The sequence below is a fragment of the Georgenia sp. Marseille-Q6866 genome (assembly GCF_965111665.1).
On the sequence record NZ_CBCOOR010000015.1, the window covers coordinates 38,646 to 63,015 of the forward strand.

Sequence of the window (24,370 nt, forward strand, 5' to 3'; positions counted from 1 at the left end):
CGCCGCTGACCTGATCCAAAGTCCGCGGCTGGGCGGGCGCCCCGTGCCGCCGGCTGCAGCCATGCTGCGCACAGGTCGGCGACACGGGCGCGACACGCCGGGACAGGTGTCGCGTACGGGGGGCCTCGAGGAACCTGTGCGCAGATCGGCGACATCGCGGCGACCTCGGTTGCTGCACAGCCCCCGCGCGTGGGTGTCCCGTCCACCGTTCCGTGCGGCTGGCGACGGCGGGTTCTCGCGGTCGGCGACGCTCGGCCGATGGATGCGGTCAGCAGGCTGTGGACGTACGGCGGCGTCGGCACGCGCACCCAGATCGCCCGGACGACGGCGGAGCGGCGCGCGGTGACGGCGGCGGTCGCCGCGGGACAGGTCCGCGACCTGGGGGCCGGGTGGCTCGCCGTCGCTGACGCCCGGGAGTCCGTCGTCGTCGCCCGCCGCATGGGCGCGGCGATCACCTGCGTGAGTATCGCCGAGTTTTTCGACCTGCCCCTTCTCGTCGCCCCCGACCGCCCGCACGTCGCGCTCCCTCGGAGGCGCGGGAGACGGTCGATCGACATGGCCGTGCGCGTTCACGGGGAGGGCAGCTGGATTGCACCGTCACCTGTCGGCTTCCCCCTCGCTCCGCTGGCCGACGCGCTCGCCCGGGTGCTGCGGTGCCGGCCGGCGGAGGAAGCGGCCGTCGTCCTGGACGCCGCCCTGCGAAAGGGCCTGGTGACACCGGAGGCGGTCCGCCGCACGCTGACCGGGAGGGGCAGTCCGGCCGCACTCGCCACCCTGGAGCGTTGCAGTCCGCGCAGCCGATCGGTCATCGAGACGCGCGCGCGGCTGGCGCTCGAGGACGCCGGCCTGATCGTGTCGGCGGGCGTGGAGATCGACGGAGTCGGCGAGGTCGACCTGGTGGTCGAGGGCCGCATCGTCGTGGAGTGTGACGGCTTCGCCTACCACTCCGGCCGGGCGGAGTACCGGAAGGACCGGCGGCGCGACCGCGCGCTGCTCGAGAGGGGCTACCTCGTCCTGCGCTTCACGTGGGAGGAGATCATGCAAGACCCCCGCCTGATCGTGTCCGCTGTGAAGGGGCTGCTCGGCGGGTCGTGAGACTGGTGGACTGTCGCTGATCTGCGCACAGGTCGCCAGAAGCGCCTCTATGCGTCAGGTGTCCCGGCGTGTCGCCGGCGTGTCGCGAACCTGTGCGCAGAACAGCGACGGCGGATGGTCAGGGACGGGGACGGCAGGCGCGGCGGGCCCGCTCGGGGAGGGCTAGAGGTCCTCGAGGCGGGGGGCGTCGACGCCGAGGAAGGAGCGCTCGTCGGGGCGGTGGCGCAGGACGGCGTCGACGTAGGACTGCACGGCCTCGGGCAGCGGCACGTCGCGGCGCTGCTGCTCGGAGATGAACCAGCGGTGCTCGAGCACCTCGTGGAAGATCTCCGCCGGCTCGAGCTTCCCCCGCAGCTCGCGCGGGATCGCGCGCACGGTGGGCTCGAAGACCTTGGCGAGCCAGTCGTGCGCGACGAACTCCTCGTCCTCGCCCTGCCGGTCGGTCGCGGCGCGGTAGGCGTCGAGGTCGTTGAGCATCCGGCGCGCCTGGTTCTCCTGGACGTCGAGGCCCGTGAGGCGCATCATCCGGCGGTGGTGGTGGCCGGCGTCGACCACCTTCGGCTGGATCTGGACGCTGGTGCCGTCGACGTCGGTCGTCATCGTCAGCTCGCCGACGTCGTAGCCGAGCTCGTTGAGGCGGTCGATGCGGGCGGCCACGCGCCAGCGCTCGCCGGTGTCGAAGGACTCGGAGTCGGTGAGCTCGCGCCACAGGGCGGTGTACCGCTCGACGATCCGGTTGCCGACCTCGATGGTGTCGACGTCCTCGTCGAGGATCTCGCCGGCCTGGAGGTCCATGAGCTCGCCGATGATGTTGGTCCGGGCGATGTCGAGGTCGTACTGGCGCTGGCCGATGGTGAGCTCGGGCTGGAACTCTCCGGTCTCCGCGTCCACGAGGTAGGCCGCGAAGGCGCCGGCGTCGCGGCGGAAGAGGGTGTTGGACAGCGAGACGTCGCCCCAGTAGAAGCCCAGGAGGTGGAGGCGCACGAGGAGCACGGCCGCGGCGTCGATGAGGCGCGTGGCGGTGTCCGGGCGCAGGTACTGGGAGAACAGCGCGCGGTAGGGCAGGGAGAACTGGAGGTGCTCGGTGACGAGCACGGAGTCCAGCGGCTCACCCTGCGGCGTGGCGCGGCCGGTGATGACGGCGAGGGGCTGCACCGACGGCGCGTCGAGCCGGTTGAGGTTGCGGAGCATCTCGTACTCGTGGAAGGCCACGGTCTCGCCGATCTCCTTGACGGCGATGACCCGCCCGGAGAGCCGCACGAAGCGCACGACGTGCCGCGAGATACCGCGCGGGAGGGCGGCGAGGACCGACTCGGGCCACTCCTCGAGCGGGACCTCCCAGGGCAGGTCGAGGAGGGCAGGGTCCAGCCGTGCAGCGGTGATCTCCAGGGACTGTGCCATCAGCTCCGACTCCTCGTGACGTGCCACAGGGGCGAACCCGACCGTATCGGGTCCGCCCCTGCGATGCGCTGACGCGTCAGCTGGGCAGACGCTCGCCCGTGGACACGGCGAAGTTGTGCTGCTCGCCGGCGCGGATCCGGGCGTGGATCGTGTCACCCTTCATCGGCACGTCACGCGGGTCGATGCGCACGATGATCTGGGAGTCACCGGCGCCCGAGGTGATGTGCTCCGCGAGCTCCTTCGAGCCGGCCAGGCGGCCGTAGACGAAGGCGTCCGAGCCGAGCTCCTCGACCAGGTCCACGGTCACCGGGATGGCGCCCTCGGTGCCGGCGGACACGCGGTCCAGCGACTCGGGACGGAAGCCGACGACGATCTCGCCCTTCTCGTCATTGCCGAGCGCGCTGATGGTCTCGCGGCTCAGCGGCATGCGGACGTCACCGAGCACGGCGGCGCCGTCCACGATGCGGAAGGTGCCGAGGTTCATCGCGGGGGAGCCGATGAAGCCGGCGACGAAGACGTTCGCGGGACGGTCGTACATGTCGCGCGGGGTGCCGACCTGCTGGAGGACACCGTCCTTGAGGACCGCGATGCGGTCGCCCATGGTGAGGGCCTCGGTCTGGTCGTGGGTGACGTAGACCGTGGTGACGCCCAGGCGGCGCTGCAGCGAGGCGATCTGGGTGCGGGTCTGCACGCGGAGCTTGGCGTCGAGGTTCGACAGCGGCTCGTCCATGAGGAACACCTGCGGCTGGCGGACGATCGCGCGGCCCATGGCCACACGCTGACGCTGACCACCGGACAGGGCCTTGGGCTTGCGGTCGAGGTACTCGGACAGGTCGAGGATCTTGGCAGCCTCCTCGACGCGCTGGCGGATCTCGGCCTTCGGCTTGCCGGCGATCTTCAGCGCGAAGCCCATGTTGTCGGCCACGGACATGTGCGGGTACAGCGCGTAGTTCTGGAAGACCATCGCGATGTCGCGGTCCTTGGGCTGGACGTCGGTGACGTCGCGGTCACCGATGAGGATCCGGCCGGAATTGACGTCCTCGAGGCCCGCCAGCATGCGCAGCGAGGTCGACTTGCCGCAGCCGGAGGGGCCGACGAGGACGAGGAACTCGCCGTCGGCGACGTCGAGGTTCAGTGCGTCGACGGCCGGGCGCTCCGTGCCCGGGTAGATGCGAGTGGCGTTGTCGAAAGTGACTGATGCCATGGTGGTGTACATCCCTTCACCGGCAGGTACGTGCCGGACGATCCGTTGTGAAGAGTGCAAGGTGTCTGCCTTGACACTGGCCCGTCCGCGGAGATCGGTGACCACCGTGGCTGGGCTGGGGCCAGTGTGACACAGCAGGGGTGTCGGGCGGCACAGCCACAGGTCCCGGTGTGGTCGGGGTCACACGCTCTCGCGCAGCTCCAGGAGACGCAGGAGGACGGCGGCCATCTCGTCCGGGTCGGCCACCCGGTAGCCGGCCGCGGTCGGTCCGTCGCCCACCTTGATGCCCACGTCCTGCGGCTCGAGGACGGTGAAGGCGTCCTCGTCCGTGACGTCGTCACCGGCGAAGAGGACCGCGTGGGGGGCGACGTCGGCGCGCAGCTCGGCGACGGCGTCGCCCTTGGTCGTGTCGACGACGGCCATCTCGACGACGGACTTGCCCTCCTGCACGCGCAGCCCGGGCCGGGTGGCCGGCCCGGCGAGGACCGCGTCGGCGAGGGCGGCGGCGTCCTCGGGGCTGCACCGTCGCGAGTGCACGACGACGGAGGCCGGCTTGGTCTCGACCCAGGCACCCTCGTAGCGGTCGGCGAGGTCGGTGGCCTCCCGGAGGACCTCGGCGCGGAGGGTGGCCTGTTCGTCGCTGAGCGCGAGCGGCTCGGTGACGAGCTCGGGCAGCTGGCTGGGGGACAGGCCCACGTGCCCGCGCTGGGCGCCGTGGCTGCCGACGATGCGGGTGCCGACCGGGACCTCGGCGAGGGAGACGAGCGAGGTGGCCTCGCGTCCGGAGATGAGCGCGACGTGGACGCCGGGCAGGGCGTCGAGCCGGGCGAGCGCCTCGACGGCCGCTGGCACGATCCTCGACTCGGTCGGGTCGTCGACGAGGGGTGCGAGCACGCCGTCGAAGTCGAGCGCGACGAGGATGGAGGGCTGGGCGGCAAGCCCCCGCAGCGCCTGGTCGAGGATCTCCTCGACGTGCTGGACGAACAGGGGGACGTCGACCCCCGGGCCGGGGACGCCCGGGTCGTGGTTCTCGCTCATGCCTCGCTCCTTCCGGTGGACAGGGCGCTGAGGAAGTCCTCGGCCCAGCGCTGGACGTCGTGCTCGACGACGCGGCGGCGCAGCGCGCGCATCCGCCGTCGCCGCTCCCGCGGCTCCATGCCGATGGCCCGCATGATCGCGGTCTTGGTGCCGTCGACGTCGTGCGGGTTGATGAGCAGCGCCTGGCCGAGCTCGTCGGCGGCGCCGGTGAACTCGCTGAGCACGAGGACGCCGCCGAGGTCGCGCCGGGCGGCGATGTACTCCTTGGCGACGAGGTTCATGCCGTCCCGCAGGGAGGTGACGAGCATGACGTCCGCCGCGAGGTAGAGGGCGGCCATCTCCTCGGCGGGGTAGGAGTGGTGCATGTAGTGGACGGCCGGCTTGCCGAGGACGCCGTAGTCACCGTTGATGCGCCCGACCGTCACCTCGATCTCGTCGCGCAGCTGACGGTACTGGTCCACGCGCTCGCGGGAGGGGCTGGCGATCTGGACCAGCGTCGTCTCCGGCGGTGTCACGCGGCCGTCGGCGAGGAGCTCGCCGAAGGCCTTGAGCCGGTGGCGGATGCCCTTGGTGTAGTCGAGGCGGTCCACGCCGAGGAGGAGGACGTCGGGGCTGCCGAGCTCCTGGCGGATCTCCACGGCGCGCTGCTGCACCGGCTCGCTCTGGGCGAGCTCGTTGAAGGCGGCGGTGTCGATGGAGATGGGGAAGGCGCCGGCGCGCACCTGGCGCTCGGGCCGCGACCACCGGGCTCCGACCGTGACGGTCCGGCCCTTGGTGGTGAGCGGCGTGAGGCGCCGCACCGCGCGCATGAAGTTCGAGGCGTCCGAGGAGCGCTGGAAGCCGATGAGGTCGGCCCCGAGGAGCCCCTCGACGACCTGCCGCCGCCAGGGGAGCTGGCCGAAGATCTCGACCGGCGGGAAGGGGATGTGGTTGAAGAAGCCGATGCGGACGTCGGGCCGCAGCATCCGCAGCACGGAGGGGACCAGCTGGAGCTGGTAGTCGTGCACCCACACCGTGCCGCCCTCGGACACGGCCTCAGCCGCGGCGGCAGCGAAGCGGCGGTTGACGGCCACGTAGGCGTTCCACCACTTGCGGTGGTACTCCGGCGGCACGATGACGTCGTGGTAGAGCGGCCACAGGGTGCCGTTGGAGAAGCCCTCGTAGTAGTCGGCGATCTCCTGCTCGCTCAGCGCGACGGGCCACACGCGGATGCCGTCGGCCTGGAAGGGGTCGAGGGACAGGTCGGGGCTGCCCGCCCAGCCCACCCAGGCTCCCTCGTGCTGCCGCATGACCGGCGCGAGCGCGGTGACGAGGCCACCGGGGGAGCGGGTCCAGTCGACGGAGCCGTCGGGACCCGTGGTGATGTCGACGGGAAGGCGGTTGGCGACGACGACGATCGAGTGCTCACCGGCAGGCATCAGGTGTTCGTTCCTCCTTGGTCATCCTTTTGCCGAGGCTACCTGGGGCCGGTCCCGGCGGCATGGGGACCATGGCGCCGGCCCGTGGCCTGGGTAGGTTGTCGTCATGCAGGGGATCGACGGCTACCACCTCGTGCGGCGCATCGGCGCCGGTGGGATGGGCACGGTGCACGAGGCGCTCGACGCGGACGGCAACCGGGTGGCGGTCAAGGTCCTCCGCGAGTCGATCGCGGGTGACCCCGCGGCCCGGGACCGGCTGCGCCGGGAGGTCGAGCTCCTCCACCGCGTCCGCGGGCAGGGCGTGGCCCGGGTGCTGGACGCGGAGGTCGACGGCGTCACCGCCTTCGTCGTCACCGAGCTCGTCGACGGGCCCACCCTCGAGGACGACGTCCGCGAGCACGGACCGCTCGACGCCGAGGAGCTCGCGGGCCTCGCCCACGGGCTCGCGGCCGGTCTGCGCTCCATCCACGCCGCCGGCGTCACCCACCGTGACCTCAAGCCCGGCAACGTCATGCTCGCCGCCGACGGTCCCGTCATCATCGACTTCGGCATCGCGCAGGTGGCCGACGACGTCCGTCTCACCCAGACCGGGATGGTCACCGGCACGCCGGGGTACCTCGACCCGGACGTCATCGCCGGCGCCGATCCTGGCCCCGACGGCGACTGGTGGGCCTGGGCCGCGGTCCTCACCTTCGCGGCCACCGGCCGCCCGCCCTTCGGCCGCGGGACGATCCAGGTGGTGCTCGGCCGGGTGAGCCCCGGCCTCGTCGACACCGAGGGTCTGCCCGCCGACCTCGCGGCGGTGCTGACGGCCGCGCTCGAGCCTGACCCGGCCCGCCGCCTCCCGCCGGAGGAGGTGCTGGCCGCCCTGGACGGAGACTGGCGCCGCCCCGCGCTCACGGCCGTGCTCGCTCCGCCGCCGCAGCCCCCGTCCGTCGCGCGGACCTCCGTGCTCCCCTCGCCCCGTCCCCCGGCGGCCGAGACGCGCGTGCTCCCAGCGGTCGCCGACGAGCCCTTTCCGCAGACGGTCCAGCAGCCGTGGCAGGCGGCGCCGGAGCCGCCCTGGCAGGCCGCGCCGTGGCAGGAGCCGCAGCAGCACGCCTGGCACCCCGAGCCGTGGCAGGCGACACCCGTGCAGCAGCAACCGCTCCCGCAGGTGCAGCCCCCGCCGGGCTGGGGTGGTGCCGCGCCGGTCGAGGCCCCGGAGTGGGCGCGGCCGCCGCGCCGACGGACCGGCGCGGTGGCAGCGATCGGCCTCGGGCTCAGCGCGCTCGCGCTCCTCGCGCCGGGCTCGTGGCTGATCGGGGTGGCGGTGCTCCTCGTCGTGCTCGGTGCGGTCGGACGGGGGACCCAACGGCTGCGGGTGGTGCGGCTGAGACGCGGCCCGCGACGCTCGGACGCGGCGCGCGCCTGGCTCGGTGCGCCCGCCCACCTGCTGTGGGCGGCGGGCGCGGCGCTCCCTGGACTCCTGCTCGCCGTCGTCGTCGCTGGCGGCGGCTGGTGGGCGACGCACGGTACGGGCGTCGAGGACGGCACGACGACGCCGGCCCTCACATGGGCGGCAGCGGCGGCCGGGCTCGCGCTCGCCTGGGTCGTCCCGCCGTCCGCGTCCGCGCGGGAAGGTGCCCGTGCCGTCCTCGGCGGGCTGCCCGCGCCGGTGCTGCGCGGAGTCGTCCTCGTGGCGCTCTCGACGGCGGTGGTGCTGGGCGTCGTCGTCCTCGCCGGGAGCGCCCCCGACCCCGTGTGGAGCCCGCTGCCCGACCCCGCCTGAAGGGACCGTCCGAGATCGTCGCCGTGATGATCGCCACGGGGCGGGCGCGGCACGTACGCTGACCCGGTGCCCCGCACCCGCCCGCTCGCGCGACCCGGCCTCCTCATGGCCGTGGCCGCGCTGCTGCCCGCGCTCGCGGCGCTGCTCAGCGGCACGGTGCACGTCACCCGCTGCGTGAGTGTGCCCGGGGGCATCGCGCACGTGGGCCTCAACCTCGCCCTCCTACGACCCGCAGCGGAGTGCCCGACGACGGGCGTCGCGCTGGGTGGCGAGAGCGAGCAGGTGCTCACCGCCGTCGTCCTGCTCACCGTGCCGATGCTGCTCCTCCACGCCGGCGTGCTCGCCGGCAGCTGGGGAGTGGGCGCCGTCGTGCGGCGCTCGCTGGCGCGGCTCGCCCGGCTGACCCCGTGGCACCGGCAGCCCGCCCCGCGGCCGGTCGTCGTGCCCGCCCGCCTGGGCACCGCCGTCGGGACCTTCACGGTGCCGACCTGGCGCACGCCGGCGGCCGTCCCGCTGCTGCGCGGACCGCCGGCCGCCCTTCCGGCCTGAGCTCCCCCTCCCGCCGCGGGAACGAGCGCGCCGGCCGCACGGCGGACCGCCAGACCCACGGGTGCACGCGCGCCCACCCCACACCAGGAGATCCCATGTCCAACGCCAAGGTGAACAAGCAGCAGGAGCGCCGCGACGCCGCGCGCGAGCAGGCGCGCAAGCTGCGCGAGGCCCAGCAGCGCCGCGAGAAGCGCAACCGCGTCCTCGTCATCGCCGGAGTCGTCGTCTTCATCGCGATCGTCGCCGCCGCGCTCTTCGCCATCATCAACTCCCGGAACGCCGACCCGCTCGAGGGCGTCGACTCCCAGCCCGCGGGCGCCATCGAGAGCGGCGCCATTCAGCTCGGCGCCGACGGCGTCGGCTCGGTGAGCGAGGGCGCGCCCGTCGTCGACGTCTACCTCGACTACCTGTGCACGCACTGCTGGACCTTCGAGAACGTCAACGAGGGTGTCCTCGAGGAGCTCGCCGCCAACGGCGAGGCGACGGTGAACTACCACCCGATCGCCTACATCAGCGGCTCGGACTTCAACGTCCGCGGCGCCAGCGCGCTCGCCGAGGTGGCCACCCAGTCCCCCGAGCACTTCGGGCAGTTCAACGCCCAGCTCTTCGCCGCGCAGGGCGAGGGCGGGGCCACCCCGCTGAGCGACGACCAGATCGCCGACGCCGCCCGTGAGGTCGGTGTGCCGGAGGAGGTCATCGAGACCTTTGCCGACGTCCGCTACAGCGACTGGGTCCAGGGCGCCACCGAGCAGGCGCGCCGCGACGAGATCGGCGGCACGCCGACGATCCTCATCGACGGGGAGCCCTTCACCGGCTGGCAGCAGCCGGGCGGGCTGGCGCAGGCCGTCACCGACGCCGCAGCCTGACCCTGCCGGCACGTCTGGCAGACTTCTCGGGGCGGGGCCACGCGGCCCCGCCCCGGTGGGCAGGTCTCCGTTCCCTGTGGACGGGATCCCGCCCGCGCCGCCTTAGCTCAGCTGGTAGAGCACCCGCCTTGTAAGCGGACGGTCGTCGGTTCGATTCCGACAGGCGGCTCCGAGCAGCACTCCACCGGTCGGGCAGGGGCGGAAGCTGTTCCGGCAGCCGTAGCGCTCCAGCTGGACGCGAAACTGCCGATCCCCCTCTTGTCGCATTGTGATGCAGCAGGCGTCGCCGCCACCTTCGGGGCAAGCTTCCGGGTCATCACGAACATCAAGGTTCGGCCCCGGCCGCACCCGGGGGTGCCTATGAGGCGTCGCGTCATCAGTGCTCTGCCGCCGCTCGCTGCGGCGTTGGCGTCCATGGCGGTCGTCGCGTCCTGTGGGACGGCCACCGCGCCGGCTGCCGAACCGGTGCCGAGCACCCCTCCCTCACGCTCGCTGGGGAACACCCCGCTGTCCACGGTGTGGGTCTCCCCGGACCTGGAGAGCGCGGTCGTGGACGCGGAGTCCACGCACCCCGACCCCGCCGTCCGTCGTCTCCCTACCACTCCCGCCCTCGACGAGGCGACCACGCCGATCTTCGACATCCAGCTGATGAGCGCGGGTGAGGGAGGATAGGGGGCCGCCAACCGAAGGGACTCATCCGTGGCCGCATGGTCGACACAGACACAGCTGGGCAAGCAGGTCGGGCTCGACGCCCGGCAGGTGGGGACCAGGCTCACCGAGCTCGGGCTGAAGTCCGGCTCGACGGCCACCGAGTCTGCCGTGTCCCAGGGCCTGGCGAAGAAGACGACCATGCGTGACGGCACGGAGTTCTACGTCTGGTCCACCTCGGAGGTCCTCACCCTCCTCGGCGGCCCCACGGAGACTGCAGCGACCGCCCCGCCGGTCACGAAGGACTACTCCGCCTTCGACCACGTCTACGCCACCGACGGCTCGGCCATCCGCAACCCCGGCCCCACCGGGTGGGCCTGGGTCAACCAGCGCACCGGGGAGACCGGCGCCGGCGGCCTGGACCACGGCACGAACAACATCGGCGAGCTCCTCGCCCTGCGCTACGCCCTCGAGCACGCGGGCCCCGACGGCGACCTCCTCGTCCGGGCCGACTCCCAGTACGTCATCAACATCGCCACCAGCTGGGGGCGCGGCTGGCAGCGACGCGGCTGGAAGAAGGCCGACGGCAAGGTCCCCGAGAACCTCGAGATCGTCCAGACGATCATCGCGCTCATCGATGCCCGCACGGGGCGCACCGAGCTCGAGTGGGTCAAGGGCCACGCGGGCGACACCTACAACGAGATCGTCGACCAGCTCGCCAACGCGGCGGCCCGCGCCGCGGGCTGAGAAGCCTCCCGAAGGTGCTGACGGGGGACGCCGGTAGGGGAGGTCCTCACAAGCGCCAGAGCATCATCGTCGCCATCCGGTGCAGCGCTCAGGACGGCACCTGGACCCGGCTCAAGGTCTGCGCGCGTGACACCTGCCGGTGGGCGTTCTACGACGCCTCCCGCAACCAGGCACGTCGCTGGTGCTCGATGGCCGGCTGCGGCAACCACGTCAAGATGAAGCGTGCGTACGCGGCGCGGAAGCAGCGGACTGCCGAAACCGGGCGATGACGCCTCGCGTGGCCCGGTCAGTGTCACCGTCCACGGGGCCCGGTCTGTGACCGTCGTGTGACGGCGGACGGCACGCCGTGAACGGCCGGTGAACTGTTGCGGGCGGGTTCCTGAACTTTGGCCACTCGGCGTGATCGGCCTCGTAGCGTGGGTGATGGCTCATCAGCACCGCACCTCGGAGAGACGCATGACGGCCTTCCCTCAGGGAGACCTCGGCTCGACAGTCGCCCGCTTCACCGGCCCCGACGACGTCTCGGAGACCTCCCGATGAGGGTCGTCGCGCACCGCGGCAACTCCTCCGCCGCTCCGGAGAACACCCTCGCCGCGATCGCCTCGGCGGTGGCGTGCGGGGCGAACGGGGTGGAGATCGACGTCCGGCTCACCGGCGACCGTGTCCCCGTCGTCATCCACGACGAGACGCTCGACCGCACGACCGACGGGTCGGGGCCCGTCGCGGCCACGCCGGCCGCCGAGGTCACCGCCCTGGACGCGGGCGCGTGGTTCGGGCAGCGGTTCGTCGACGAGCGCGTCCCCTTGCTCACCGACGTCCTCGACCTGCTCGTGGCCGCCGGCGACGTCGAGCTCTTCCTCGAGGTCAAGGGCACCTGGGACGCCGACGACGTCCGCCGGGTCACCGACGCCGTCGCCTCCCGTGGGCTCGGCGACCGCGTGCTGGCGCAGAGCTTCTCCGCCGCGACGGTGGCGGCGCTCGCGACCGTCGCCCCGAAACTGCGCCGCGGTCTGCTCGTCAAGGAGGCGGGCGACGGTGTGCTGGAGCTGTGCCGGCGGCTCGAGACGAGCGCCTGCAACCCGCACGGGGCGCTGCTCCGGACACGGCCCGAGGTGACGGGCCGGGCCCAGGCCGCGGGCCTCACGGTGACGCCGTGGACCCTCAACGAGCCGGAGGACTGGGCTGCGGCCAGGGAGCTGGGGGTGGACGGGATCATCACCGACCGCCCCGCCGACCTCCTCGCTTGGGCAGCCGTCCCGGCCGCCTGAGCGCCGCCGCGGTCAGTCGCTGCTGCGGGCGGTGAGGACGACCGGGCCGTCGGGGGTGAGGGCGATGGTGTGCTCGCTATGGGCGCCGCGGGAGCCGTCGGTGCTGCGCAGGGTCCAGCCGTCGGGGTCGGTGCGCAGCTCGTCGGTGCCGGCCATGAACCACGGCTCGATCGCGACGACGAGCCCCGGGCGCAGCCGCAGGCCGCGCCCGGCCCGGCCGTCGTTGGCGATGTGCGGCTCCCCGTGCATCGTGCGGCCCACGCCGTGGCCACCGAACTGGACGTTGACCCGGTAGCCGTAGTCGGCGGCGACGGCGCCGATGGCCGCGGAGATGTCACCGATCTTGTTGTCGACGACGGCGGCCGCGATCCCGGCCTTGAGCGCCACCTGGGTGGCCTCGATGATCCGCAGGTCCTCGGGGCGCGGCGTGCCGACGACGAGGCTGAGGGCGGAGTCGGCCACCCAGCCGTCGACGCTCGCGGCGAAGTCGACCGACAGGAGGTCGCCGTCGCGCAGCCGGTAGTCGTGGGGCAGGCCGTGCAGGACGGCGTCGTTGACGGAGGTGCACAGGACGTAGCCGAAGGGCCGCGCGCCGAAGGAGGGGTGGTAGTCGATGTAGCAGGACTCCGCGCCTGCCGTGCGGATCATCTCGTGCGCCAGGGCGTCGAGCTCGAGGAGGTTGACGCCGACGGCCGCGCGCCGGCGCAGCTCCTCGAGCACCGAGGCGACGAAACGGCCGGCCGGGCGCATGGCCTCGATCTCGGAGGGGGTCTTGAGCTCGATCACCGCCTCAGCGTACGACCCGCACGCCGCCGAGGCGGGAGGGGTGGCAGCCCGCAGGCAGGATGGGAGCATGCGCAGCCTGGGCCTGGACATCGGGACGACGAACGTCAAGGCCGCCGTCGTCGACATCACGGGGGGACGGGCCACCGTCGTCGCCCAGGTCTCCGCCCCCACCCCTGCAGGCGGCGTCGCGCTCCAGCGGGTGGTCGCCCGCCTCGTCGCCGAGATGGGCGACGACGTGGCCGCCGTCGGGGTTGCGTCGATGGCCGAGACCGGCGTGCCCCTGGACGGCGACGGCGTCCCCCTGGGCGACCTCGTCCACTGGGACCCCACGCGGGCGCAGGACCACGCGACCGACCTGGCTGCCACGCACGGTGCCGACGTCCTCTTCGCCGCGACAGGTGTGCGGCCGAGCGGGAAGGTACCTCTCGCGGTGTGGGCGCAGCTGGGCACGGAGGAGCCCGACCGCTGGGCGGCGATGGCGCGCTGGGCGGGCGCTGCCGACCTCGTCGTCCTCGCCCTCACCGGCAGGCTCGCCACCGACCACACCCTCGCCGGCCGCACCATGGCGTACCGTCTCCCCGCCCCCGGCGAGCCCCTCCCCGGCGGCTTCGACGACGAGCTCCTCGCTGCGGTCGGCCTGCGCCCCGAGCAGCTGCCCGAGGTCGTGGCGCCCGGTGAGGTGGCGGGCCGTCGGGGTGGCGGGCACGTGGGGGCTGCGGCCCGGGACGCCCGTCGTCGTCGCAGGCCACGACCACCCCGTCGGCGCGTGGGCGGCCGGGGTGCGGAGCCGGGGGACGTCGCGGACTCCGTCGGCACGGCCGAGTCCGTCGTGCGGGTGCTCGGCGCGCGGCCCGACCCGGGGGCGGTGGCTGCGGCCGGCATGAGCCTCGTCCGCACGGTCGAGGGCCGGCACGAGGCGCTCGTCGCCGGATCGGCGACGGCAGGGGCGGTCCTCGCGTGGTGGGCCGAGCAGGTCGGCGGCTTCGCTGCGCTAGCCCCGCTCCTCGACGCCGCTGCCACACGTCCTCGGAGCCCGGCCGCGCCGCTGCTGCTGCCCTACCTGCGCGGCCGGCAGGCGCCGTCCCCGGACGCGCGTGCCTGCGCCGTCGTCGTCGATGAGGGGCGTGTGCACGACGACGTCGACCGCACCGCCGCCGTCGTCGACGGGCTGGCGCTCCAGGCCAGGTGGATGCTCACCGCGCAGGCCGAGCTGGCCGGTGTGGATCCCGCGGAGGGCGAGGTGCGCGTGCTCGGCTCGGCCACCGCGGGCGGGTCCGCGTGGCTGCACGCCAAGGCGGCGGCCGGTCCGGCGTCGCTCCGGGTGGTGGGGGAGCGGGAGGCGGTGGCCGTCGGCGCGGCCGTGCTCGCCGCGCACCGTGCCGGGCTGGCCGAGCCGCTCGCGCTCGCCTCCGATCCCGTGGGCGTCAGCCGTGAGCCGGTCTACGACGCGCTGTACAGCCGCTTCGTCACCGCCGCTCTGGGCGGGCCCTGACGGCTCAGGCGAGGAACTCGAGTAGTTTCTGGTGCACGGCCGCGCCACGGTTGTCGGCGGCGGTACGACCCAGCCGCTCGAGCTCGAGCTCGATGACCGCCTCGGTGAGCTCGGCGTCGGCCTGGGCCATCGTGCCCATGTCCAAGCCGCCGACCTCGGTGACAGTCGTGCGGCGCCCGTCGTCCAGGGCGACGATCTGGTCGACGAGCTCGCGCATGGCGGCGCGGTGGTCGAGGAAGATGTCGCCCCACGGGACCGGCGCGGTCCCGGCGATGGTGAGCAGCGAGGCGGTGGCGGGCAGGCCGAGCACCTGGGTGGCCGCGGCCGCCTCCGCGGCCCGCGCGAGCTCGGCGGTCCGGAGCTGCTCGAGCGCCGTGTCGATCTCGCGGGCGGCGCGGGGCAGTCGTCTGGTGCGGCCCGTCTCGAGGAGGGCGCGCTCGGTCTCCAGCCGGTGCAGCAGGAGCTCGAGCACGTCGCGTTCGTGCCAGAGGAAGTCCGAAAGCGCGCGCATGGTCACGCCCTTCTGATTCGTGCCGAGCACCGTCCGTGCGGAGGAGGACGGTGCCCAGGGAGGCGGGGGTCTCCGGTGGATCCTGAGAGTATCCGGCGCCACCGACGCCGTGCTAGGGACGGCGTCGGTCGAGTCAGCGGGGGAGCGGTGCGCGCAGCGGCTGGTCGCTGTTCTCGAGGATGGTCTGCATCGCGGCCCCGGTCGAGAGGTCGACGAGCACCGGTGCGAGGAGGTTGGCCGTGGGGGCTCCACCCTCGCCCGGGCGCACGACGACGAGGACGGCCGGGTCCGTCGTCCCGAGCCCTTCGAGGATCTCCTCGGACACGCGAGGTGCGTACTCGGGGAAGTAGGGGCGTGGGTCGATGAGGAACAGGCGCACGCCGTCGGCGTCCACCGCCCGCAGCGAGTAGAGCTCCTCGGTGACGGCGCTGAGCGTGAACTCGGTGAGCGGGCTCAGTCCCGGCGGCGGCGTGACGAAGTGGAGGGCAGCGTCGGTCTCGACGGCCATGGTCGTGGTCATGGTGTTCTCGCTCATCGCAGGAAGTCCAACAGGCTGGGCTGCAGCACGCGGGAGGTCGCCCCGAGTGCCGCCTGGTAGCCGACCTCCTGGAGCTGGAGGTCGACGATCGTCTTGGCGAGGTCCGCGTCCTCGACGGAGGACAGCTGGTTGGTCAGCGCGATCTCGCGCGTCTCGAGAGCGTCCTTCGCCTGGAGCACCTGGTTGTGCCGGGTGCCGACGCTGCCAACCTCACCGAGGAAGGCGTTCATCCGCGAGTCGATTGCGGTGAGGAACCTGCCGATGTCCGGGTCGCCGGCCTCGATCTTCGCCGCGGCCTCGCGCAGGAGGCTGAACACGGACATGCCGACCGGCTCGCCCGTGGCGGGGTCGCGGACCAGCTCGCCGTCGGCGTCGACGACGTCGACGCCGAAGACCTCCGAGCCGGAGGAGTCGACACGCACCTTCGTCGTGTCGGAGACCTGGCGCAGCACCTCCGCGCCGGGCCGGCCGGTGTAGGTGACCGTCCCGGCGTCGGTCACCGTGTACGCGGCCTCCGTGGAGGTGCCGGCGAAGACGGACCGGTTGAGGTAGGTGGTGTTCGCGACCTCGATGAGGCTGTCCGCGGTGGCGCGCAGCTCGGAGGCGATGGCGCTGCGGGAGGTGGGGCCCTGGGAGCCGGTGTTCGCTCCCTGGACGGTGAGGTCCCGGGCGCGGCGCAGCTGGGAGAGGGCGTCACCGAGGGCACTGTCCACCGTGGTGAGCCAGCTGTCGCCGTCGGCGACGTTGCGCGCGTGCTGCGCCGTCGTCCGCTGGTCCGAGCGCAGGCGCATGGCGTCCACGGTGCCGGCGGGGTCGTCGGAGGGCTTGGTGATGACCTTGCCCGTGGTGAGGCGCTCCTGGAGACGTGCAAGCTCGGAGAGGTTGCTCTGGAGCTGGCCGAGGGACGCTCGCTGGAGCCCCTGCTGGGTGACGCGACCGATCATTCGAGAACTACCTTCCCACCACGCCGGTACGGTTGATCAGGGTGTCGAGCATCTGGTCGATGGTCGTGATGACGCGGGCCGAGGCCTCGTACGCACGCTGGTACATCACGAGGTTGACGCTCTCCTCGTCGAGGTCCACGGCGGTCTGCGAGAGCAGCTGCGACTCGGCGGTGGCCCGCGTGCTCTCGGCGGCCTGCGCCCGGCGGTAGGCCGCGCCGCTGCTCACGCCGATCGCGGTGACGGCGCTGGCCCACTGCTCGCGGGCGCCGCCGAGGTCCGCGATCCGCGCGGCCAGGGTGCCGTCGACCTCGCCGGGGTTGCCCGTGACGACCTGGTCGCGGGTGACAGCGACGCTCAGGGACAGGGCGGGCGGCGCGCCGGCGGGGGAGAAGGCGAAGAAGTCCCGCGAGACGCCGTCGGCGCCGGGCACCGAGGAGTGCAGGGCGTTGACCTCGGTCGCCACGGTGGTGGCGATCTGGTCGTAGGTCCGCGCGAGGTCGGTGACGGGGCCGTCGGGTGCGATCGAGTCGAGGAGGCCGACGACGCGTCCCCCGGACGAGGCAGCCGAGTTGCCGGTGGTGGCCCAGACGAGGCGCGCCGGCCCGTCCTTGCTGCTCCAGCCCTCGGCGGGCTCGGTCCCCGCGGAGGTGAGGTCCGCGAGGGTGGCGCTGCCGTGGACGGCGACGGCGTAGGAGCGGTCACCGCGCACGAGCGCGTTGCCGTTGATCATGACGTCGACGCTCCCGTCGCCGCGCTCGCGGACCTCGCCGCCGACCATGGCGGCGAGCCCGTCGAGGAGCACGCCGCGCTGGTCGATGAGGGCGTTGGCGCTGTTGCCCGAGACCTGGGCGTCGCGGATGCGGCCGTTGAGGTCGGCCACGGCGGTGGCGGCGCTGTTGACGTCCACGGCCATGGCGTCGGCCTGCGCGCGGGTGCTGTCCCACTGGTTGGCCGCGGCGCGGTAGCCGTGGGCGATGGACGAGGCCAGTGCGGCGGCGTTGCCGAGCAGCACGGAGCGCGCTGCGGCGTCGTCGGGTCGGTTGGCGACGTCGTCCCAGGAGGTGAAGAAGGTGTCGAGCCCGGCCGCCAGGCCGTTCTCGCCGGGCTCCTTGAGCGTGGTCTCCACGAGCGACCAGCTCTGGGCCACGGCCTCGAGCCGGGCGGTCGAGGAGGTCTGGGTGCGCAGCTTGCTCTCGAGGAAGATGTCGCCGAGCCGGTCGATCGAGGTGATGCGGACGCCGGTGCCCTGGGCGCCGGACGTCGCGAACATCGTCGCGCCGGTGGTGCCGGTGATGGCCGCCATGCCCGCGCGCTGGCGGGTGTAGCCGGCGGTGTTGACGTTGGAGATGTTCTGCCCGGTCACCTCCAGGGCGACACGCTGGGCGGTGAGGGAGGTGAAGGCACCGTTCAGTGCGGAGAAGGAGCTCATGCGTGGCCTCTCACAGGGACTTGTCGACGAGGTGGGCGTCGGCCATGCCGCGCGACGTGGCGCCGCGCTCGTCGTAGACGTCGACGCTCTCGTGCAGGGACATGAGCGTCTCCTGCGTCGCGTGGTGCGTGGCCATGAGGAAGTCGCGGTTCGTCTCGGCGACGGTGGCGATCTCCGTGGTCAGGGTGAGGAAGGCGAGACGATGCTCGAGGAGGATCCCGTCCCACGGCGCGGGGGCCGCGGTGGCGAGGTCGAGCAGGCTTGCACCTTCGGGCAGGCCGAGCGCCGTGGCCGCCGCGGCGACCTCGACGGCGCGAGCCAGCTCGGCCGTGCGGATGAGGGCGAGCACGTCGTCGACCTCGCGGACGGCCACGGCCAGCAGCTCGGTGCGTCCGGCGGCGAGGAGGAGGTGCTCGACCTCCAGGCGGTACCGCAGCGACTCGAGCAGGTCGCGCTCACGCCAGAGGAGGTCGGAGAGGGAGCCGAGCATTGTCACTTCTCCGTTCGGGGCCGTTGCGTTCACCATCACGGTCCTGTTCATCGGCAGCGTCCGGGCTCGTGTGAGCGGTGGGGGCGCAATTCCTCCTTGCGATGACCGCTCCTCCCTTTGGACGAGACGGCGGTCACACGGTTCGCAACGCGAATGCGGGACCTCTGACCCACTGTTGCGTCGAAGGTGCGATGCAAGACCGATTCACGGCGTGTCGTGTGACCTACGCCACAAGACGAACCGCTTGTACTTTCGGAGGATGACCCACCATGCTGGCGGAGTAGTCGTCACCTGTCGGGGCAATCTCGATCCGAGATCGGCAGCGATGACGACATCCAACGATCACAACTGCAGGGGCTCGTTCGCGTCGCGACGGACCCCACCTGGGGGTAGGACCATGGCGCTTGAGCGTCGCGAGCAGGACGAACTCATCGAGCAGCATCTCTCGCTCGTGGGTTACCACGTGAGTGAGATGATCCGACGGGTTCCGACCCACGTGCAGCGCGACGAACTCGCCGCTGCCGGGTCCCTGGCGCTGGTCCAGGCCGCCCGAGGCTTCAACGCCGACCTCGGTGTCCCGTTCGCGCGGTACGCCTCCACCCGTATCCGCGGCGCGATCCTCGACGAGCTGCGCGGCATGGACTGGGCCTCCCGCGGCATCCGCCAGCGGGCCCGCCGTCTGGCCGAGCTGACCGAGCGCCTCACCGGCGACCTCGGCCGCGCCCCGCGCCCCGACGAGCTGGCCCAGGCGATGGGCGTGGGCGTCGACGAGCTCCGCTCCATCCGCGACGACGCGCAGCGCCGGGTCGTCTCCCTCGACGCCGACACCACCGACGCCACCGGCAGCATCAGCGACAAGGCGCCGAACCCGGAGGAGCGCGTCGTCGTCGACGAGCGCCTCCGCTACCTCACCGCCGGCGTCGGCGAGCTGCCCGAGAACCTGCGCGTCGTCGTCCAGGGCATCTTCTTCGAGGAGCGCCCCGTCGTCGAGATCGCCGCCGAGCTGGGTGTCACCCAGTCGCGGATCAGCCAGCTGCGGACACAGGCCCTGCAGATGCTGCGCGACGCGATGAACACCGCGCTCGACCCGGAGCTCGCCCCGGCGGCCTCCGAGCAGCCCGGTGTCGCGGAGAAGCGCCGCCAGGCCTACTACGCCGCCGTGGCCCAGCGGGCCAGCGCGACGGCGCTCCACAGCGTCATCGAGGTCGCGGCTGCCCCGGTGATCAGCGAGGCCGTCTGAGTTCAACTCATGATCGCGCCACCCTGGTCGATGGGGACGGAGGACACCTCCGTCCAACCGTCGAGGAGACCCGCGTGGCGCGACAGCCTAACCCGACCATCTCTGCCGTTCTCATCGTTAAGGACGAGGAGAACTATCTGACGCGCTGCCTCGAGTCGGTGCGGTGGGCAGACGAGATTGTCGTTTACGACACAGGCTCGACCGACCGAACCGTCGAGATCGCCCGCCAGTTCACCGACCTGGTGGTCGAGGGGTACTGGGACGACGATTTCGGTGCCGCCCGTAACCGGGCGCTCGAACACGCGACGAGCGTCTGGGTGCTCAGCGTGGACGCGGACGAGCAGTTCGATGGTGATCCACGGGCTGTGCGCCGTCACCTCGCGGAGGCGAAGGCGAACCTCTTCACCGTCTCGCTGAAGGCTCAGGTGTCGGCCCCGTCCGCGCCCGACGTTCCACTGGCACTGGCGCGCATCTTCCGACGGGACGACGCACAGTGGGCGGGCGCACTCCATGAGCAGATCGCGCCGCGCCCGGGATGCCGCATGGTGTTGCGCCCCATGCCAGGCGCATCTGTCAGGCACGCTGGCTACTCTGAGGGCCCCGAGGCGATGGCAGAGCGTCACCGGCGCAATCTCGAACTAGCCGAGCGCGAGCTGGCTGCCGTCGCGGCTGTGGCGGCGCCTGGCAGCGCCGCACTGGCGATCAAGCGAGCGAATCTTGCTCGGTCGCTGTGTGGTGCAGGCCGTGTGGCAGAGGGGCTGGACCTGGCCGAGAAGGTGTATGCCGATGGCGTACTTCCCGATGCTGGTCTCGACCTTCTGACACGTGCCATGTGCCTGATGGCCGCCGGGGCAACCGACTTCACACGTGCGCGCACGTGGGCGGAACGATCCCGGCCGGTGGTCGGCAACGCCGTGTGGGCCGAGGAGCTCTTCGTCAAGATCGGCGCGATGGAGGGATCGCCCGAGGCCGTCCTCGATGCGCTGGAGTGTGTCCCCACCACCGTGGTGGATGCCAAGGGTCGACGAGCGCGCCGGGTCGACTATGCGCGGTTTGAGGCGTGGGCGCTCTGCCGGACGGGCCGGGTTGATGATGCCATCCAGGTAGCCGAGCGCGCTGCTGCGCTCGGGGTGCTGGCGGGTGAGCCGCTCGAGCTGTGGATTTGGCTCGGCGAGGCCGGCTTCCGTCGGGTTGCTGCCGCGCTGACAGATGAAGCATGGCAACTGCTCGCCGTGCTGTGTACACACGCGCAGCAGGTTCCTGCCGCCCGCCGCATGCTCGAGATCATGACTGAGGTGCGCCCGGATGACCTTGCGCCGCTCCTGTGTGCGATGAAGCTGTCATTCCCGCATGATCTCCAGGGCCTCGAGGAAGCAGCGAGATGGTCGGCTCGCGTGCGTGCGTTCGGCATGGACGCGGACTGTCCGCTCATTGCCATAGCGCGGGACGCCAATGTGCCAGCGCCCCAGCGTGCGCGTGCCGCTGCCCTCGCCCATTTCGCTTACGGCGACGGTCGTGCCCTCCCCGCGCTCGAATCTGCGCTTGCAGACGTTGCGCCGGCGGACGAGTCGGAGCTGAGCGCGCACCTCGATGTGCTCGCGCCCGGTCTTGTTCAGCAGGCCTGAAAATCTCGCCTACGGAACTTCTCATCATTGCCTGGCGGTGGTCGATGAGACTGGGTGACCGCCCATGGAGGGGCAGTCGGAACACGACACTTCAGGAAGAAGAGGAAACACCATGGCACTCTCCGTGCAGAACAACGTCTCCGCGATGAACGCCTACCGCAACCTGTCGCAGACGCAGAACGACCTCGGCTCCTCCCTCGAGAAGCTGAGCAGCGGCTTCCGCATCAACCGTGCGGCCGACGACGCCGCGGGCCTCGCGATCTCTGAGGGCCTGCGCTCTCAGATCGGTGGCCTCAACGTCGCTGTCCGTAACGCTCAGGACGGCATCTCCGTCGTCCAGACCGCTGAGGGTGCGCTCAACGAGACCCACTCGATCCTCCAGCGGATGCGTGACCTGTCCGTCCAGGCTTCCAACACCGGTGCCCTCAGCGACACCGCAAAGGGCAACATCAAGGCCGAGATGGACGAGCTCGCAGAGGGCCTCAACGACATCGCCGACCAGACGCAGTTCAACGGGACCAAGCTGCTCGACAGCAGCTACGCGGGTACCTTCCAGGTCGGGGCGAACGTCGGCGAGACGATCACCGTGACCATCGATCAGGGCATGAGCGCCGCCAGCCTGAACGTCGGCTCCCTCGACGTCACCAACGCGTCGACTGTCTCCGTCCAGGTCGGTACCGCTGCCGACGGCACCACCGCGGTCAACATGGACATGAACGGCGCTGAGCACGCCGTCCACCTGATCGACCAGGCTATCGACACCGTCTCGCAGGTTCGTTCGGACCTGGGTGCGAAGCAGAACCGCCTCGACCACACGATCAACAACCTCCAGGTCTCGGTCGAGAACCTCACCGCGTCGGAGTCGCGCATCCGCGACACCGACATGGCCAACGAGATGGTCAGCTACACCAGCTCGAACATCCTCCAGCAGGCCGGCACCTCCATGCTGGCCCAGGCCAACCAGCTGCCGCAGGGTGTCCTCTCGCTGCTGCGCTGACCGCCGCCGGGCCCAGCCCGGTAGCACTGCATCACTGATCGGCGGCCCGCTCATCCTCTTGGGCGGGCCGCCGGCCGCACTCCACCACCACACTCACGGGAGGTCGCCGGGATGACCATCGGCATCGACGGCATGGCCAGCGGTCTGGACACGGGCGCCATCATCGACGGTCTCGTGAGAATCCCGGCCAACCAGCAGGTCCTGCTCAAGCAGAAGTCCTCGACGGCGTCCAACCTCGTCACGGCGCTGCAGGGCCTCAACAGCCGGGTCTCCTCCCTTGCGACCGCGGCGAAGAAGGTCGCCGACGCCGACTCGTGGGCGGTGACGAAGGGGTCCTCCTCCGCCGAGGTGGTCACCGTCTCCTCCTCCTCCGACGCGAAGCCCGGGAGCGTGCAGTTCTCCGTCACCCGCACCGCGTCCGGCCAGGTCTCGCTGCTCGAGCCCGACGCCCTCGGCTCCACCTTCACGATCGTCGTGGGCGAGAAGACTCACGAGATCACGCCGTCCAGCGCGCACGCTGAAGACATCGCCGCCGCCGTCAACGAGCTCACCGCGACGACAGGCGTGAGCGCGACGAGGGTCCGCACCGGCGACAAGGACGGGGTCCCGACCTACCAGCTGCAGCTCACCGGCCGGACCGGCCAGGACAACGCCTTCGCCGTCCACGCCGGAGCTGACACGGCATCTGAGCCGGTCGCCTCCTCCGCCAACGCCGTCGTCAAGGCCGACGACGCCGAGATCGCGCTGTGGCCGTCCTCCGCGGCCCCGCTGAAGCTCTCGAGCCCGACGGACACCTTCGAGAACGTTCTCGACGGCGTCAACCTCACGGTTAGCAAGGCGTCGGCCGACCCCGTCACCGTGACCGTCACCTCCGACGCCGAGGCGCAGCGCAAGCTCGCCGACGAGCTCGTGAGCAACGTGTCCATCGTCCTGTCGGAGATCGAGTCACGGACCAAGGTGACGACCAAGACCGACAGCTCGGGCAACACGGTCGTCACCGGCGGCGTCTTCTCCGGCGACTCCGCGATCCGCTTCCTCAGGAGCGACGTCCAGACGGCCATGACGGACCCGGTCGACGGGAAGTCGCCGTCGACGATCGGCATCAGCATGGACCGCTACGGAACCGTCTCCCTCGACAAGACCGCTTTCGACAAGGCGATGAGCGAGGACGCCGAGGGCACCATGGCCATGATGCAGGCCATCGCCACGCGCGTGGGCGAGGTGGCCGATCGGGCGTCGAACCCGACCGGAGGCACGCTCACCGGCAAGCTCACCTCCCAGGAGTCCGTCGTCAAGGACCTCGGCAGCCAGGTGACCAAGTGGGACGAGCGGCTCGCCGCCAGGCGCGCCCAGCTCGTTGCTCAGTTCAGCTCCATGGAGGTGCGGCTCTCGCGGCTCCAGTCCACCCAGAGCTGGCTCTCGGGCCAGCTCTCCGGCCTCAGTGCCAGTAGTCAGTAGGAGAACCGATGAACCAGGCCGCACTGCTCGCCAAGTTCCGCCGGGAGTCCCTGGCCACCGCCTCCCAGCCGCAGCTGCTCACCATGCTGTACGACCGCCTGCTGCTCGACCTCGACCGCGCCGTCGCGGCCCTCGAGTCGGGCGACCGCGCGGTCGCCAACGAGCAGCTCGGGCACGCCCAGCAGATCATCCACGAGCTGCGCTGCAGCCTGGACGTCGACGCCTGGGACGGCGGCCCGCAGCTCCTCGAGATCTACAACTACCTCTACGCGGAGCTCGTCACCGCCAACGTCGCCCACGACGCCGCCAAGGTCACCGCCTGCCGCGCGCTCGTCGCCCCCCTCCGCGACGCCTGGCACCAGGCCGCCGCCGTCCCCGGTACCGCCACCTCCTCCGTCGCCGTCGGCTGATGAACGTCATCACCGCGGCGCCGGACGCCTTCCGGACCCGCTGGGAGGCCGCGCTCACCGAGCTCGAGCTCGACGTCGCCGAGACCGAGGCGATGCTCGCGGGTGACCGGGTCGCCCCGCTCACCCGCCCCTGGACCCCGCCGTCCGACCTCGGGCCGCTGCCCGAGCCGCTGCGCGCGCGGGCCGAGCTGCTCCTCGAGCGGCAGGCCGAGGTCGCCCAGCGCTTGGGGGAGGCGCTCGTCCTCAGCCGGCGCCAGGCGCGCCTCACCGAGGTGCTCCGGGCCGGCGGACCACGCCGCCCCGTTTACCTCGACGCCGCCGGCTGACCAGCCGTCCGACACACCGTGTGTCTTCCGGGTCCTCAGTGGACTCGAAAGACACACGGTGTTCTGGCATGCCCGCGAGCGGGCACGACAGAAGCGCCGACAGCCGGTTCCCGGGGGCA

The 24,370-nt window shown here is 72.0% G+C and carries 25 protein-coding genes and 1 tRNA gene; 16 read left to right on the forward strand and 10 right to left on the reverse strand.

Annotated elements, in window-relative coordinates:
• Positions 1 to 258: 258 nt before the first annotated feature.
• On the forward strand, positions 259 to 1,095 hold the full coding sequence (locus tag ACWPXV_RS13150) for an endonuclease domain-containing protein (protein WP_454085627.1): 837 nt from the start codon (positions 259 to 261) through the stop codon (positions 1,093 to 1,095).
• Between the two features lie 162 nt (positions 1,096 to 1,257).
• On the opposite strand, the gene ACWPXV_RS13155 is transcribed toward ACWPXV_RS13150, so the two are convergent.
• The 4 genes from ACWPXV_RS13155 to ACWPXV_RS13170 all read right to left on the reverse strand — a co-directional run bounded on the left by ACWPXV_RS13155 (position 1,258) and on the right by ACWPXV_RS13170 (position 6,156).
• Complete coding sequence (locus ACWPXV_RS13155) at positions 1,258 to 2,496, reverse strand: DUF4032 domain-containing protein (protein ID WP_454085628.1); 1,239 nt, start codon at positions 2,494 to 2,496, stop codon at positions 1,258 to 1,260.
• A gap of 76 nt (positions 2,497 to 2,572) precedes the next feature.
• A complete protein-coding gene (locus tag ACWPXV_RS13160) occupies positions 2,573 to 3,700 on the reverse strand; it encodes an ABC transporter ATP-binding protein (RefSeq protein WP_454085629.1) in 1,128 nt (375 codons plus the stop codon).
• A 180-nt stretch (positions 3,701 to 3,880) separates the two neighbouring features.
• Positions 3,881 to 4,738 carry a trehalose-phosphatase gene (otsB, locus tag ACWPXV_RS13165; protein ID WP_454085630.1) on the reverse strand — a complete coding sequence of 286 codons (858 nt, stop codon included), beginning with the start codon at positions 4,736 to 4,738 and terminating at the stop codon, positions 3,881 to 3,883.
• Complete coding sequence (locus ACWPXV_RS13170) at positions 4,735 to 6,156, reverse strand: alpha,alpha-trehalose-phosphate synthase (UDP-forming) (protein WP_454085631.1); 1,422 nt, start codon at positions 6,154 to 6,156, stop codon at positions 4,735 to 4,737. The genes otsB and ACWPXV_RS13170 overlap by 4 nt, the downstream gene beginning before the upstream one ends.
• Positions 6,157 to 6,262: 106 nt before the next feature.
• Here ACWPXV_RS13170 and ACWPXV_RS13175 point away from each other — a divergent pair, with 106 nt between their 5' ends.
• The 8 genes from ACWPXV_RS13175 to ACWPXV_RS13210 all read left to right on the forward strand — a co-directional run bounded on the left by ACWPXV_RS13175 (position 6,263) and on the right by ACWPXV_RS13210 (position 12,005).
• Positions 6,263 to 7,927 (forward strand): protein kinase domain-containing protein, encoded by a 1,665-nt coding sequence (locus ACWPXV_RS13175; protein ID WP_454085632.1) that lies wholly within the window; start codon positions 6,263 to 6,265, stop codon positions 7,925 to 7,927.
• Between the two features lie 66 nt (positions 7,928 to 7,993).
• Complete coding sequence (locus ACWPXV_RS13180; RefSeq protein WP_454085633.1) at positions 7,994 to 8,476, forward strand: hypothetical protein; 483 nt, start codon at positions 7,994 to 7,996, stop codon at positions 8,474 to 8,476.
• A 95-nt stretch (positions 8,477 to 8,571) separates the two neighbouring features.
• Positions 8,572 to 9,342: a DsbA family protein gene (locus ACWPXV_RS13185; RefSeq protein WP_454085634.1), complete on the forward strand. Its 771-nt coding sequence runs from the start codon at positions 8,572 to 8,574 to the stop codon at positions 9,340 to 9,342.
• Between the two features lie 96 nt (positions 9,343 to 9,438).
• A tRNA-Thr gene (locus ACWPXV_RS13190) sits at positions 9,439 to 9,511 on the forward strand.
• A gap of 296 nt (positions 9,512 to 9,807) precedes the next feature.
• Positions 9,808 to 10,014: a hypothetical protein gene (locus ACWPXV_RS13195; RefSeq protein ID WP_454085635.1), complete on the forward strand. Its 207-nt coding sequence runs from the start codon at positions 9,808 to 9,810 to the stop codon at positions 10,012 to 10,014.
• 27 nt (positions 10,015 to 10,041) lie between these two features.
• Positions 10,042 to 10,737 carry a ribonuclease H family protein gene (locus tag ACWPXV_RS13200; protein ID WP_454085636.1) on the forward strand — a complete coding sequence of 232 codons (696 nt, stop codon included), beginning with the start codon at positions 10,042 to 10,044 and terminating at the stop codon, positions 10,735 to 10,737.
• 14 nt (positions 10,738 to 10,751) lie between these two features.
• Positions 10,752 to 11,006, forward strand: coding sequence for a CGNR zinc finger domain-containing protein (locus ACWPXV_RS13205; protein ID WP_454085637.1), 255 nt, complete (start codon positions 10,752 to 10,754; stop codon positions 11,004 to 11,006).
• Between the two features lie 267 nt (positions 11,007 to 11,273).
• Positions 11,274 to 12,005 (forward strand): glycerophosphodiester phosphodiesterase, encoded by a 732-nt coding sequence (locus ACWPXV_RS13210; protein ID WP_454085638.1) that lies wholly within the window; start codon positions 11,274 to 11,276, stop codon positions 12,003 to 12,005.
• Between the two features lie 12 nt (positions 12,006 to 12,017).
• On the opposite strand, the gene map is transcribed toward ACWPXV_RS13210, so the two are convergent.
• Positions 12,018 to 12,791: a type I methionyl aminopeptidase gene (map, locus tag ACWPXV_RS13215; protein ID WP_454085639.1), complete on the reverse strand. Its 774-nt coding sequence runs from the start codon at positions 12,789 to 12,791 to the stop codon at positions 12,018 to 12,020.
• Between the two features lie 67 nt (positions 12,792 to 12,858).
• Here map and ACWPXV_RS13220 point away from each other — a divergent pair, with 67 nt between their 5' ends.
• A complete protein-coding gene (locus tag ACWPXV_RS13220; protein ID WP_454085640.1) occupies positions 12,859 to 14,283 on the forward strand; it encodes an FGGY family carbohydrate kinase in 1,425 nt (474 codons plus the stop codon).
• 4 nt (positions 14,284 to 14,287) lie between these two features.
• Here the strand turns inward: ACWPXV_RS13220 and flgN (ACWPXV_RS13225) are convergent, their stop codons facing one another.
• From flgN (ACWPXV_RS13225) to flgN (ACWPXV_RS13245), 5 genes are all read right to left on the reverse strand, one after another.
• Positions 14,288 to 14,794, reverse strand: coding sequence for a flagellar export chaperone FlgN (flgN, locus tag ACWPXV_RS13225; RefSeq protein WP_454085641.1), 507 nt, complete (start codon positions 14,792 to 14,794; stop codon positions 14,288 to 14,290).
• 133 nt (positions 14,795 to 14,927) lie between these two features.
• A complete protein-coding gene (locus ACWPXV_RS13230; protein ID WP_454085642.1) occupies positions 14,928 to 15,329 on the reverse strand; it encodes a flagellar assembly protein FliW in 402 nt (133 codons plus the stop codon).
• Positions 15,326 to 16,276, reverse strand: a complete 951-nt coding sequence (gene flgL / locus ACWPXV_RS13235) for a flagellar hook-associated protein FlgL (protein WP_454085643.1) — start codon at positions 16,274 to 16,276, stop codon at positions 15,326 to 15,328. Before flgL ends, ACWPXV_RS13230 begins: the two co-directional genes overlap by 4 nt.
• A gap of 7 nt (positions 16,277 to 16,283) precedes the next feature.
• On the reverse strand, positions 16,284 to 17,705 hold the full coding sequence (flgK, locus tag ACWPXV_RS13240) for a flagellar hook-associated protein FlgK (protein ID WP_454085644.1): 1,422 nt from the start codon (positions 17,703 to 17,705) through the stop codon (positions 16,284 to 16,286).
• A 10-nt stretch (positions 17,706 to 17,715) separates the two neighbouring features.
• Positions 17,716 to 18,195: a flagellar export chaperone FlgN gene (flgN, locus tag ACWPXV_RS13245; RefSeq protein WP_454085645.1), complete on the reverse strand. Its 480-nt coding sequence runs from the start codon at positions 18,193 to 18,195 to the stop codon at positions 17,716 to 17,718.
• A 397-nt stretch (positions 18,196 to 18,592) separates the two neighbouring features.
• On the opposite strand from flgN (ACWPXV_RS13245), the gene ACWPXV_RS13250 reads away from it, so the two are divergent.
• The 6 genes from ACWPXV_RS13250 to ACWPXV_RS13275 all read left to right on the forward strand — a co-directional run bounded on the left by ACWPXV_RS13250 (position 18,593) and on the right by ACWPXV_RS13275 (position 24,251).
• Complete coding sequence (locus tag ACWPXV_RS13250) at positions 18,593 to 19,435, forward strand: sigma-70 family RNA polymerase sigma factor (protein ID WP_454085646.1); 843 nt, start codon at positions 18,593 to 18,595, stop codon at positions 19,433 to 19,435.
• 74 nt (positions 19,436 to 19,509) lie between these two features.
• Positions 19,510 to 21,060, forward strand: coding sequence for a glycosyltransferase family 2 protein (locus tag ACWPXV_RS13255; protein ID WP_454085647.1), 1,551 nt, complete (start codon positions 19,510 to 19,512; stop codon positions 21,058 to 21,060).
• Between the two features lie 112 nt (positions 21,061 to 21,172).
• A complete protein-coding gene (locus tag ACWPXV_RS13260; RefSeq protein WP_454085648.1) occupies positions 21,173 to 22,057 on the forward strand; it encodes a flagellin N-terminal helical domain-containing protein in 885 nt (294 codons plus the stop codon).
• 111 nt (positions 22,058 to 22,168) lie between these two features.
• The gene (gene fliD, locus ACWPXV_RS13265; protein WP_454085649.1) at positions 22,169 to 23,515 is read left to right on the forward strand and encodes a flagellar filament capping protein FliD; all 1,347 of its coding nucleotides are present in this window, start codon (positions 22,169 to 22,171) and stop codon (positions 23,513 to 23,515) included.
• Positions 23,516 to 23,523: 8 nt separating this feature from the next.
• Positions 23,524 to 23,925 (forward strand): flagellar export chaperone FliS, encoded by a 402-nt coding sequence (gene fliS / locus ACWPXV_RS13270; RefSeq protein WP_454085650.1) that lies wholly within the window; start codon positions 23,524 to 23,526, stop codon positions 23,923 to 23,925.
• On the forward strand, positions 23,925 to 24,251 hold the full coding sequence (locus ACWPXV_RS13275; RefSeq protein WP_454085651.1) for a hypothetical protein: 327 nt from the start codon (positions 23,925 to 23,927) through the stop codon (positions 24,249 to 24,251). The genes fliS and ACWPXV_RS13275 overlap by 1 nt, the downstream gene beginning before the upstream one ends.
• Positions 24,252 to 24,370: the final 119 nt, after the last annotated feature.